Origin of the sequence: Sphingomonas sp. S2M10 (assembly GCF_012650175.1) — a bacterium.
In the GTDB taxonomy this organism is placed as follows: Bacteria; Pseudomonadota; Alphaproteobacteria; order Sphingomonadales; family Sphingomonadaceae; genus Sphingomonas.
The window spans coordinates 174,990-187,546 of the sequence record NZ_JAAILI010000056.1 but is presented as its reverse complement, the minus strand read 5'-3'; the positions used below and the strand labels follow the sequence as shown (position 1 = coordinate 187,546).

The window sequence follows — 12,557 nt, the reverse complement described above, 5'->3', positions numbered from 1 at the left end:
GTTATAAAATTTCAACGGGCCTGTCGAGATGGGGCAGCAGCGCTGGCCTAAAAATTTGGGACGCGGACTCCGATTGACTCCGCACCGGATTAGAACAAAATAGGAACGAACGAGTCGGACCTGTCATCAACCCCCAAGCGAGTCGCCGTGCCCGATCCTGCCACTCTCGACCAGTTGCGCGCAATGCTCAGCGCCATCGACGGCACCGGATTCCGTCGGCGCCCGGTGCTGCCCTTCGGGCTGGAGCGGCTCGATGCGAAGCTGGCGGACGGGGGCCTGCGGCTCGATGCGCTGCACGAGATTTCCGGCGCCACGCCCGACCTGACCGACGATTGTGCGGCCACGACCTTTATCGGCGGAATCGCTGCGCGCTGCTGGGGACCGGTGCTGTGGGTGGTGCGCAGGCGGGATCTGTTCGCCCCTGGCCTGGCGCAGGTGGGGCTCGATCCCAAGCGCGTCATCTATGCCGAGGCGCGCGACGACGACGAGTTGCTCGCGATCATGGAGGAAGGGCTGCGCCATCGCGGGCTCGGCGCGGTGATCGGCGAGGTGAAGCGGCTGGCGATGCCGGCCACGCGGCGGCTGCAGCTGGTGGCCGAGGGGGGCCGCACGATCGCCTTGCTGCTCAAGCGCCATGCCCGCGAGGGGAGCGATCCCTTGGGGGCGCCCTCGGCCGCAGTGACGCGCTGGCGGATCGGCTGTGCACCCTCGGCGCCGCTGCCGGTGGAGGGGGTCGGCCGGCCGCGCTGGGAACTGTCGCTGGCGCGGCAACGTGGGGGGGAATCGTTCCAACTTTTGGTGGAGGCCTGCGATGCAACGGGTCGCTGCGCTCTTCCTGCCCCACTGGTCGCTCGACCGCGTGCGGCGGGCCGAGCGGCGCGCGCCGCCGCCTGAGCGGGCGCACCAAGAAACTGCTTCTTCTATTCCGCGCTCGCCTGACGCCAAGGATGTGGATGCCGCCACCACCTGCGCTCCCCTTCCGCTTGCGGGAGGGGTCGGGGGAGGGGCTGAAACCTCGCAGCGCTTCTTCCACGTCGCCCCCTCCTCCAACCCCTCCCGCAAGCGGGAGGGGAGCGAAGATTTGGATGGCCTCGCTCAGGCACAGGCCCTCGCCGCCGCCGAACAGGAAGCGGCCTGCTCGGTCCAGCGGGGCGGTGGCTGGCGGCCGGGCGCGCGCTGGGCGCGGGCCGCGCGCGACGCCGCCATCGCCGCGCTGCCGCCGCACCAGCGGCCGCCGATGCGCGAGCTCGGCCGGCGCAGCGAGGCGGCGGACCATGCCTTCAAGCGGATGCGGCCCGACGAGGGTGGCGCGATGGCGGGCGGGGTGGTGCGGCTGCCGGTGGCGGCGCGTGCGGCTGTGCCGACCGTTGCTGCTCCCACCCCCGCCACCCATACACCGTCATCCCCGCGAAGGCGGGCATCCATTGACTCATCGGTTGCAGAGGGAGCCGCGACGGCACCGCGAATGGATCCCCGCCTCCGCGGGGATGACGATGGGGGGCGGGGGGAGCGCCGGAGCCAAACGCAGGCGACTTTGGCGGATGCGGTGGACCTCCCCCGCATCCTTTCCCGCCGCACCGGCAGCCGCAGCGAAGTCGCCGCGGCCTGTCCGGCTGCGCTCGCCATGGGCATCCGCATCGGCATGGCGCTCACCCAGGCGCGCGCGCTGGTGCCCGAGCTGCGCGTCGACCCCGTCGATCCGCATGGCGACCGCACCGATCTCGAACGGCTGGCGCACAGCCTCGCCCGGCGCTGGTCGCCGAGCGCCACCATCGCCGGCGAGGACCTGCTGTTCCTCGACCTGACCGGCGTCGCCCATCTCCATGGCGGCGAGGCACGGATGCTCCGCCGGCTGCACGCGCTGCTCGCCCGGCTGGGCTTTGCGAGCAAGATCGCCGTCGCCGACACCCCCGGCGCGGCTTGGGCCTTTGCGCGCTTCCGCCCGGAGACGTTGCTCCTCTGCCCGTCCGGTGAACAGGGCGCCTGGCTCGCCCCGCTCCCGGTCGAGGCGCTCCGGCTTGAGACGGACGCGCTCGATCTGCTCCACCGTCTCGGCGTCGACAGCATCGGCCAGCTCGCGGCGCTCCCCCGCGCGCCGTTGGTCCGCCGCTTCGGCACCACGATCGCCGCGCGGCTCGACCAGGCGCTGGGCCGCATCCCGGAGCCGGTCACCCCGGTCACCCCGCCCGAGCCGATCGCGGTCACCCAGCGCTTCGCCGAGCCGATCGCCACCCCCGAGGCGATCGCGCACTGGCTGGGCGACCTCGTCCACCGTCTCGCCGAAGCGCTGGCCGAAGCGGGGCAGGGCGCGCGCCGGATCGGGCTGGTCGCCGACCGGGTCGATGGCGTGCCCCAGCGGATCGGCATCGGCCTTGCTCGCGCCAGCCGCGATCCGGCGCACCTGCTCCGCCTGCTCGCACGGCGTATCGACCAGATCGAGCCTGGCTATGGTCTCGACGCGATGACGCTGCATCTGCTGCGCAGCGAACCGCTGGGCGCGCTGCCGGTCGACGAGCGGCTGGATGCCGAGACGGTCCCCGATCTCGCGCCCTTGATCGACACGCTGGCGACCCGCATCGGCATGGCCCGGCTGTGGCGGATGCGGGCCGTGGAAAGCGACGTGCCCGAACGTTCGGCCGCAGCACTTCCGCCCCTCGACCCGCCCGAGCGTGCGGCGCCGCCGCTGAAGGCCGACGATGTCCGGCAGCTCGACCGCAACGCGCCGCTGCCGCCCTGGCATCCGGACTGGCCGCGCCCGATCCGCCTGCTCCGGCGCCCGGAGCGGCTGGACTTCGTGGTCGCCGAACTGCCCGACCAGCCGCCGCGTCGCTTCACCTGGCGGGGCGAGCGGCACGAGGTGGTCCGCGCCGACGGCCCCGAGCGGATCCATGGCGAATGGTGGAAGCGCGCCGCCGAGACGCACGCCACGCGCGACTATTTCCGCGTCGAGGACGAGCGCGGCCGCCGCTACTGGCTGTTCCGCCAGGGCGATGGCGAGCGTAGCGTGACCGGCGATCTCAGCTGGTACCTGCACGGCCTGTTCGGGTGACCGCCATGTATTCCGAGCTCCAGGTCACCAGCCATTATTCCTTCCTGCGCGGCGCCTCCGCACCCTCCGAGCTGTTCGAGGCCGCGGCGGCGTACGGCATGCCTGCACTCGGCATCACCGATCACAACAGCGTCGGCGGAATCGTCCGCGGGCTGGTCGCGGCGGAGGAGACCGGCGTGCGGCTGGTCACCGGCTGCCGGCTGGACCTGACCGACGGCAGCGGCGTGCTGGTCTGGCCCGAAGATCTCGCCGCCTGGTCGCGGCTCACCCGGCTGCTCAGCATCGGCAAGGCGCGCGCGGACGCCCAGCATGGCGAGAAGGGGCAGTGCTTCCTCCATTGGGAGGATGTTGCGGGCCATGCGGACGGCCTCGTCGCCGCGCTGGTGCCCGGCATGGCGGACAGCGGGGACCCGGCGGCATTGCGCTGGATGGCGGATGTGTTCGGGGATCGCGGCCATGTCGCGCTCACCCGCCATCGCCGCCCGCAGGAGGCAGTGCGGCTGCACGGGCTGGCGCAGGCGGCCGCCGCGCATGGCCTGACTCCGCTCGCCACCGGCGATGTGCTCTACCATCACCCGGACCGGCGGATGCTGCACGACGTGATGACCGCGATCCGTCACACCACCACGGTCGACGATCTCGGCTTCCGTCGCGCCCGCAGCGCCGACCGGCACCTCAAGCCCCCGCACGAAATGGCACGCCGCTTCGCTGCCTGGCCCGAGGCGCTGCGGGCAGTCGAGGCGGTGGTCGAGCGCTGCGCCTTCAATCCGCGCGAGCTCGGCACGCTCTATCGCTATCCGGACGAAGTGGTGATGTCCGGCCGCAGTCCGCAGGAGGCGCTGGCCAAGCTCGCCCGCGATGCGCTCGCGGCGAAGTTTCCGGAGGGGCCGCCGCCCGCCTATGCCGAGCTGCTCGAGAAGGAGCTGCGGCTGGTCGAGAAGTTCGGCTACGCGCCCTATTTCCTTACCGTCCATTCGATCGTCCGCTTCGCCCGCGCGCAGGAGATTCTCTGCCAGGGGCGCGGCAGTGCGGCCAATTCGCTGATCTGCTTCCTGCTTGGCGTCACCTCGATCGATCCGGTTTATCACAAGCTGCTGTTCGAACGCTTCCTCTCCGAAGACCGCAACGAGCCCCCCGATATCGACGTCGATTTCGAGCATGAGCGGCGCGAGGAAGTGATCCAGTGGATCTACGAGACCTATGGCGCGCGCCACGCCGCGCTCACCGCCGTGGTCAGTCGCTACCGGACGCGCGGGGCGGTGCGCGAGGTCGGCAAGGCGCTGGGGCTGTCCGAGGACGTCACCGCCGGGCTCGCCGGGCAGGTCTGGGGCTGGTCCAACGAAGGGGTGAGCGAGGCCGATGCCGCAGCGCTCAACCTCGACGCCAGCGAGCCGCGGCTGGCGCTGACGCTCGACCTTGCCCGCCAGCTGATCGGCACGCCCCGCCACCGCTCGCAGCATCCGGGCGGCTTCGTGCTCGCCCAGGCGAACCTGGACGAGATCGTGCCGATCGAGCCCGCTGCGATGGTCGACCGGCGGGTGATCGAATGGGAGAAGGACGATATCGAGACGCTCGGCCTGATGAAGGTCGACATTCTCGGGCTCGGCATGCTCGGCTGTATGCGGCGCGCGTTCGATCTGCTCGAGCAGCACAAGGGCGTGAAGCTGACGCTTGCCTCGGACGCGATGCAGGAGGACGATCCCGCCACCTTTGCGATGATCCAGAAGGCCGACACGCTCGGCACCTTCCAGATCGAGAGCCGCGCGCAGATGTCGATGTTGCCGCGGCTGAAGCCGAAGGTGTTCTACGATCTCGTCATCCAGGTCGCGATCGTGCGGCCCGGGCCGATCCAGGGTGACATGGTCCATCCTTATCTGCGGCGGCGCGAGGGCAAGGAGCAGGTCGAGTATCCGAGCGAGGAACTGCGCGACGTGCTGGAGAAGACCTTCGGCGTGCCGCTGTTCCAGGAACAGGCGATGAAGGTCGCGATCGTCGGTGCGGGCTTCAAGCCGGCCGAGGCCGATGCGCTGCGCCGTGCAATGGCGACGTTCAAGTCGACCGGCGGCGTCACCCATTTCCGCGAGAAGATGATCAGCGGGATGCTGGAGAAGGGCTACAAGCAGGACTTTGCCGAACGCACCTTCAAGCAGATCGAGGGGTTCGGCAGCTACGGCTTTCCCGAGAGCCATGCGGCCAGTTTCGCCAAGATCGCCTATGCATCCAGCTGGATGAAGTGCCACCATCCGGACATCTTCTGCGCGGCGCTGCTCAACGCCCAGCCAATGGGGTTCTATGCGCCGGCGCAGATCGTGCGGGATGCGCGCGAGCACGGGGTCGAGGTGCGCGCGGTGTGCGTGAACGATAGCGACTGGGATACGCGGGTGTTGGGGGTGCCCTGCCGGGAAGGGAAGCCGCACGCAAACCCTCCCCCCTTGCGGGGGAGGGAGGGGCCCATCGCGCAGCGATGGGAGGGAGAGGGGGGCGATTTGCAGAGCAAATCGCGCGGTTGCTGCGCAACCGCTCACCCTCTCCAAGCTGCGCTAGGCGCTAAAGCGCCAAGCTCCGCTATCCTCCCCCGTCAAGGGGGAGGAATGGCAAGCTATGCCGGGGAGGATCTTGGGCTCCTCCCCCTTCGCCTAGGCATGCGCGTCGTGCAGGGGCTGTCCGAGCGCGATGCCGATTCCATCCTCGCCGCCCGGGCCGAGCGGCCCTTCACCTCGATCGAGGATGTCTGGCGCCGCGCCCGCGTATCCCCCGCCGCGCTGGAGAAGCTCGCGCGCGCCGATGGCTTTCGCGCCTTCGGGCAGGATCGGCGCCAGGCGCTGTGGGCAATCAAGGCGCTCGACCAGGCACCGCTGCCGCTGTTCGCCGGCATTGAAGGACCGATCCAGGCCGCCGAGCCCGCAGTCACGCTCACCCCGCTTACCGCCGGCCGCGAGGTGGTGGAGGATTACCGCGCCACCCAGCTGAGCCTGCGCGCGCACCCGCTGCACTTCCTGCGCGGCACGCTGGCGGCGCGGCGCATCCGCCCGTGCGGCGACCTCAAGACGCTCAAGGACGGTGCGCGGGTGGAGGTGGCGGGGATCGTGCTCGTCCGCCAGAAGCCGGGCAGCGCCAAGAGCATCTTCCTAACGCTGGAGGACGAGACCGGCATCGCCAATGCGATCGTCTGGCCGGCGCGGTTCGCGCTCTACCGCCCGATCATCCTCGCCGCGCCGATGATCTCGGTCCGTGGACGCCTCCAGCGCGAAGGCGAGGTGCTGCACCTGATCGCCGAGACGATCACCGACCTGACCGACCTGCTGCGCAGCGTCGGCGCGCAGGATCTGCCGCGGATGACGATGCCCGGCGATGGTGCCACGCATGGCGGCACAATCGATTCGCGCGACCGCAAGGTCACCCGCGCCACCGATCCCGCCCATGCCTATCCCAAGCAGCGCACGCCCGAGAGCTGGCCCTCGCGGCGCGAGGATATCATCCCGATCAAGTCACACGATTTCCACTGATGGCGGGAACGGCGCCCGCGTTGGACGCCGCTCCCGCGCGGATCAGCCCGCCACCACCGTCTGCTCGATCGTGCCGAAGATCGGGTGGTGCCTGTCGTCCTCCGCCCAGATGCGGATGGTGTCCCCGGCCTTGAGGAAGGGGGTTTCGGGGCTCCCTCGCAGGATCGTCTCGACGGTGCGGACCTCGGCGAGGCAGCAATAGCCCTTGCCGCCCTCGCCGATCGGCTTGCCGGGGCCGCCATCCTCGTCGCGGTTGGAGACCGTGCCCGATCCGATGATCGTGCCGGCACCCAGCGCGCGCGTCTTCGCCGCATGCGCGATCAGCGTGCCGAAATCAAAGGTCATGTCCTCGCCGGCCTCTACACGGCCGAAGGGCTTGCCATTGAGGTCGACCATCAGCGTGCGGTGGAGCTTGCCGTCCTGCCACCAATCGCCCAGCGCGTCGGGGGTGACGAACACCGGCGAGAAGGCACTGGCCGGCTTGGACTGGAAGAAGCCGAAGCCCTTGGCGAGTTCGCCCGGGATCAGGTTGCGCAGCGACACGTCATTGGTCAGGCCCACCAGCCGCACCGCCGTCAGCGCCTCTTCGCGGCTGGCACCGAGCGGCACATCGCCCGTCACGACAACCACTTCGGCCTCAAGGTCGCAGCCCCAGCTTTCGTCCTTGAGCGGGATCGAATCGCGCGGGCCCAGGAACCCGTCCGATCCGCCCTGGTACATCAGCGGATCCTGCCAGAAGCTCTCGGGCAGTTCGGCGCCGCGTGCCTGCCGCACCAGCGCGACATGGTTCACATAGGCCGAGCCGTCCGCCCATTGATAGGCGCGCGGCAGGGGTGCCGCCGCCTGGCGCTCGTGAAAGCGCATCATTGGGATGGTCTCATGCTCGAGATCGGTGGCAAGGTTGCGAAGGTCCCCCTCCACCCGCTCCCAATTGTCGAGCGCCGCCTGCAGCGTCGGCGCGATATGGCTGGCATCGGCGCACCAGGCGAGATCGTTCGAGACGACGACGAGCTTGCCGTCGCGGCCCTGCTTGAGGCTGGCTAGTTTCATTTGACACCATCTCCTTCGGCGGTCGCCATAGGGCAACTTCGCTCGCCACGGAACCGTAACCCGTTGCTACGTATTTTGCCCAGTCGCATTGACTTCGAGGCGGGCCATGATCAACGAATTGCACATGGCCGCCCCGCTTCGTTTTCTGGACCATGGCGGTGAGATGGCCGAACGCATCCGCGCGTTCGACTGGGCCGGCCATCCGTTCGGCACGCCGGCGACCTGGTGTGAGCCGCTGCGGATCACCGTCGACATGTTGCTGGCCTCGCGTTTCCCCAAAGCACTCTATTGGGGCCCGGAGTTTCGGCTGCTGTACAATGATGCATGGGCGCCGATCCCGGCCGAACGGCATCCGCATGCGCTCGGCCGGCCAGGCAGCGAGGTTTGGGCCGATATCTGGGACGTGGTCGGGCCGCAGATGGAAGAGGTGGTCGCCACCGGTCGCGGTTTCGCCGTCTATGACCAGCTGCTGCGGATCGAACGCGACGGCGTGCCGCGCGACAGTTGGTGGAACTACAGCTTCACACCCATCCGAGATGCGGAGGGGCGCGTCCTCGGCATCCTCAACCAGGGCAATGAGACGACGCGCACCGTGATGGCGGAACGTGCGAAGCAGGCCGAGCTGGAGCGTCTGCGGGAGTATTTCCAGCAGGCGCCGGGCGCTGTTGCCCTGCTGGAAGGCCCGGAGCATCGCTTCGTGCTGGCGAATCCCGCCTATCTGCAGCTGGTCGGCCGGGAAGCGCTGGTGGGGCAATCGGTTGCGGACGCGCTGCCGGAAGTGGTCGAGCAGGGCTATATCGACGTGCTCGATCAGGTCTATCGCAGCGGTACCCCCTATCGCGCCATCAACCGCGACGTGATGCTGCAACGTCGCCCCAACGCCGAACGCGAGCGGCGCGTTCTCGATTTCGCCTTTCAGCCGATCAAGGACGGGCGGGGCGTTTCAACGGGCATCTTCATTTCCGCGACCGATATCACCGAACGGGCCATCGTCGAGGAGGCGCTGCGCCGGAGCGAGGAGCGGCTGCAGCTTGCGCTCAACGCCTCGACCGGCATCGGCACCTGGGATTGGTCGTCCGAAAGCGGACGCATCACGGGCGATGACCGATTTGCCGCGCTGTTCGGCATCGATCCGCAGCGCGTTGCTACCGGCGGCGCCTTCGACGCGGTGCTCAACTTCATCCATCCGGACGATCGAGCGCGCATCGTCGTCGAGGTGCGCCGCGCCATTGCCGAGCGCGCGCCGCTGAAGCTGGAGTTCCGGGTGGTGCGTGCGGACGGCGAGGTTCGCTGGCTGCTCACACAGGGACGTTGCACCTTCGATGCGCAGGGCCGCCCAATCCGCTTCCCCGGCGTGAGCTTCGACATCACCGATCGCAAGCTGGCCGAGGAGGCCGCGCAGGAAGCCGCCGAGGATCTGCGCTCGGCAACCGAGGCGCAGTCCTTCCTCCACGGTCTTGCAGAACGCCAGCGCACGCTGGAAACGCCCGATGCGATCATGGGGAGTACCGCGGCGGAGCTTGGCGCGAAGCTGGGCCTTGCGCGCGTCGGCTTCTACCGTGTTGCCGGCGAGACGATCCATCTAGGCCCCTGCTGGACCGACGGAAGCTTGCCGATATTTTCCGGCCAGTGGAGGCTGGACGCAGTTGCGCCGCTGGTCGAGCGCTACCGGCAGGGCCGCACGGTCACCTTCGACGATAGCAGTACCGAATTTCCCCATACCGAGCTGAGCAAGCTTTCGCCCTCGGCGATCGGCGTGCCGCTGCTGCGCGGCGGGCAGTGGGTCGCGACCTTCTACGCCAATGGCGCCGGGCCGCGCCATTGGCGGGCGGAAGAGATCGCCTTTGTCGAGACGGTGGTGGAAACGACGTGGGACGCCGTGGAGCGCGCCGATGCGGTGCTGGCGCTGCGCGAAAGCGAAGCGCAATTCCGCGCGATCACCAATTCGATCGATCACATGGTCTGGTCCGCCGATGCAGAAGGCGCGGTCGATTATTATAACGACCGTTGGTACGATTATACCGGCGTCGAGCGCGGCAAGACGGACGGGAACGCCTGGAGCGAGGTGCTGCACCCTGGGGACCAGCGGCGCGCCGCCGCCGTCTGGGAGCATTGCGTACGTACCGGCGCGTTGTATCGCATCGAATATCGGCTGCGGCACCATAGCGGCATCTACCGTTGGGCGCTGGGACGCGCGCAACCGCTGCGGGATGCGCAGGGCCGCATATTGCGCTGGTTCGGCACCTGCACCGACATTCAGGACATCGTTGATGCGCGCGAAGTGCTCGCCCGTTCGCGCGAGGAGCTGGAAGCCGCGGTGCGCGAACGGACCGAGCGGCTGATGGCCGCCGAGGCGCAACTTCGCCAAGCGCAGAAGATGGAAGCGGTGGGCCAGCTGACCGGCGGCATCGCGCATGACTTCAACAACATGCTGGCGGTGGTGATCGGCGCGCTGGACCTGATGGAGCGGCGCGTCGCGCAGGGGCGCACCGATATCGACCGCTATTTGGTCGCGGCGCGTGACGGGGCAAGCCGCGCTGCGGCGCTGACGCAGCGGCTGCTTGCCTTCTCGCGTCGCCAGCCGCTGGCACCGACCGCGCTAGACGTGAACGACATGCTGGCCGGGATGATCGAACTGCTGGTGCGCACGCTTGGCGAGGGCGTGGTGATCGAGACCCAGTTCGCGCGGCGGCTGGAGCCGGTGATCGCCGATCGCAATCAGCTCGAAAACGTCGTGCTGAACCTTGCGGTCAACGGCCGCGATGCGATGCCCGACGGCGGCACGCTGACGATCGAGACCGACCGGGTCGCGATCGGGGCCGAGCAGGCGGCACGCTACGAGATCGACGCCGGCGACTATGTTGAGATCCGCCTTCGAGACACCGGCGTCGGCATGCCGCCTGAGGTCGCGGCGCGCGCCTTCGATCCCTTCTTCACCACCAAGGGCGTCGGCAAAGGCACCGGGCTGGGGCTGAGCCAGGTGTTCGGCTTTGTCCGGCAGTCCGGCGGCCATGTCCTGATCGAGAGCACGCCGGGCCAGGGCACGTGCGTGCACGTGCTGCTGCCCGCCAAGCCGGAGGCGGTGCCGACGCCGGCCGGCGCGGGTGTTCAGGGCGACCTGCCGCGCGGGCGCCCCGGCGAGGTGATCCTGGTCGTCGAGGATGAAGACCGCGTGCGGACCTATTCGGTCGAGGCCCTGCGTGAACTCGGCTATGGCGTGGTGTTCGCTCGGGATGGAATCGAAGCGCTGCGGCTGCTAGAGCGCGGGCAGAAGATCGCGCTGCTGTTCAGCGACGTGGTCATGCCCGAGATGAGCGGGCGCGAGTTGGCGGCTCGGGTCCGCGAGCGAATGCCGGATCTGAAGGTGCTGCTCACCAGCGGCTATGCGCCCGATGCGCCGCTTTCGGGTGCCGATGAAGCCATTCTTTCCAAGCCGTTCGACATCGCGACGCTGGCTGCCGCGATCCGGGCCGCACTGGACGCCTGACGAAAGGAAAGGCTTGACCTTCGGGCGTGCGTTCGCCATTCGCCCCGCGGCTTCGGGCGATGCGTCCGGTTGACCAGTCCCTGCCGCCGAGTCCTGTCGAAGGGCGGCCAGGGTCCGCCCGGCAGGCGGAGGACGTGTATCCATGGCAAATGTGGCAGTGATCGGCGCCCAATGGGGTGACGAAGGCAAGGGCAAGATCGTCGACTGGCTCGCCGAGCGCGCCGATGTGGTGGTTCGCTTCCAGGGCGGGCACAATGCCGGCCACACGCTGGTGATCGGCGACAAGGTCTACAAGCTCTCGCTGCTCCCCTCGGGCATCGTCCGCGGCACGCCGAGCGTGATCGGCAACGGCGTGGTGCTCGATCCCTGGGCGCTCAAGGCCGAGGTGGAGAAGCTGCGCGACCAGGGCGTCGACGTGACCCCGGACACGCTCAAGATCGCCGATACCTGCCCGCTGATCCTGCCCTTCCACCGCGATCTCGACGCGTTGCGCGAGGATGCTAGCGGCGCCGGCAAGATCGGCACCACCCGCCGCGGGATCGGCCCGGCCTATGAGGACAAGGTCGGCCGCCGGGCGATCCGGGTGTGCGATCTCGCCAATCTCGACGCGATCGGGCCGCAGGTCGATCGCCTCGCCGCGCACCATGATGCGCTGCGCGCCGGCTTCGGCCAGCCGCCGATCGACCGCGAGGGACTGCTGAACGAGCTGCGCGACATCGCCGGCTTCGTCCTGCCCTTCGTCCAGCCGGTGTGGAAGATGCTCAACGAGGCGCGCTCGCGCGGCCGGCGCATCCTGTTCGAAGGCGCGCAGGGCGTGCTGCTCGACATCGATCATGGCACCTATCCGTTCGTCACCTCGTCCAACACCGTGTCGGGTACGGCGGCGAGCGGCAGCGGCATGGGGCCGGGCGCGGTCGGCTTCGTGCTCGGCATCGCCAAGGCCTATACCACCCGTGTCGGCTCGGGCCCGTTCCCGAGCGAGCAGGAGAACGAGATCGGCGAGCGGCTCGGCACGCGCGGCCATGAGTTCGGCACCGTCACCGGGCGCAAGCGCCGCTGCGGCTGGCTCGACGCGGTGCTGCTGCGCCAGTCGGTCGCGGTCTCGGGCATCACCGGCATCGCGCTGACCAAGCTGGACGTGCTCGACGGGTTCGACGAGATTCAGGTCTGCACCGGCTATCGCCTGCGCGGCGAGGTGCTCGACTATTACCCTGCCAGCGCGCCCGACCAGGCGGCGGTGGAGCCGATGTACGAGACGATGGAAGGCTGGTCGGAATCGACCTTCGGCGCGCGCAGCTGGGCCGAGCTGCCGGCGCAGGCGATCAAATATATTCGCCGCGTCGAAGAGCTGATCCAATGTCCCGTGGCGCTGGTCTCGACCAGCCCCGAGCGCGAGGACACCATTCTCGTGCGCGATCCGTTTGCGGACTGATACAAAAACGCCCGGCCCTGGGGGAGGGCCGGG

6 protein-coding genes are annotated in these 12,557 nt (G+C 69.1%); 5 read left to right on the top strand and 1 reads right to left on the bottom strand.

What is annotated here, in order from left to right:
• The first annotated feature begins 183 nt into the window (after positions 1 to 183).
• The 3 genes from S2M10_RS14485 (at position 184) to S2M10_RS14475 (ending at position 6,555) form a co-directional block, all read left to right on the top strand.
• Positions 184 to 894 carry a protein ImuA gene (locus S2M10_RS14485; protein ID WP_168846830.1) on the top strand — a complete coding sequence of 237 codons (711 nt, stop codon included), beginning with the start codon at positions 184 to 186 and terminating at the stop codon, positions 892 to 894.
• Positions 895 to 1,081: 187 nt separating this feature from the next.
• Positions 1,082 to 3,049 (top strand): DNA polymerase Y family protein, encoded by a 1,968-nt coding sequence (locus S2M10_RS14480; RefSeq protein ID WP_247650820.1) that lies wholly within the window; start codon positions 1,082 to 1,084, stop codon positions 3,047 to 3,049.
• 5 nt (positions 3,050 to 3,054) lie between these two features.
• On the top strand, positions 3,055 to 6,555 hold the full coding sequence (locus S2M10_RS14475; RefSeq protein WP_168846693.1) for an error-prone DNA polymerase: 3,501 nt from the start codon (positions 3,055 to 3,057) through the stop codon (positions 6,553 to 6,555).
• 42 nt (positions 6,556 to 6,597) lie between these two features.
• Here the strand turns inward: S2M10_RS14475 and S2M10_RS14470 are convergent, their stop codons facing one another.
• Entirely contained in the window at positions 6,598 to 7,605 is a 1,008-nt protein-coding gene (locus S2M10_RS14470) for a fumarylacetoacetate hydrolase family protein (RefSeq protein ID WP_168846692.1), read from the bottom strand.
• Positions 7,606 to 7,729: 124 nt separating this feature from the next.
• On the opposite strand from S2M10_RS14470, the gene S2M10_RS14465 reads away from it, so the two are divergent.
• Together S2M10_RS14465 and S2M10_RS14460 are read left to right on the top strand one after the other, a co-directional pair.
• Complete coding sequence (locus tag S2M10_RS14465; RefSeq protein ID WP_247650819.1) at positions 7,730 to 11,092, top strand: PAS domain-containing protein; 3,363 nt, start codon at positions 7,730 to 7,732, stop codon at positions 11,090 to 11,092.
• 142 nt (positions 11,093 to 11,234) lie between these two features.
• Entirely contained in the window at positions 11,235 to 12,524 is a 1,290-nt protein-coding gene (locus S2M10_RS14460) for an adenylosuccinate synthase (protein ID WP_168846691.1), read from the top strand.
• Positions 12,525 to 12,557 lie beyond the last annotated feature (33 nt).

Bases quoted from the DNA above. Each gene is read 5' to 3' on its own strand.
- S2M10_RS14485 (WP_168846830.1), top strand. From the start codon at position 184: ATGCTCAGCGCCATCGACGGCACCGGATTCCGTCGGCGCCCGGTGCTG.
- S2M10_RS14475 (WP_168846693.1), top strand. From the start codon at position 3,055: ATGTATTCCGAGCTCCAGGTCACCAGCCATTATTCCTTCCTGCGCGGC.
- S2M10_RS14470 (WP_168846692.1), bottom strand. From the start codon at position 7,605: ATGAAACTAGCCAGCCTCAAGCAGGGCCGCGACGGCAAGCTCGTCGTC.
- S2M10_RS14465 (WP_247650819.1), top strand. From the start codon at position 7,730: ATGGCCGCCCCGCTTCGTTTTCTGGACCATGGCGGTGAGATGGCCGAA.
- S2M10_RS14460 (WP_168846691.1), top strand. From the start codon at position 11,235: ATGGCAAATGTGGCAGTGATCGGCGCCCAATGGGGTGACGAAGGCAAG.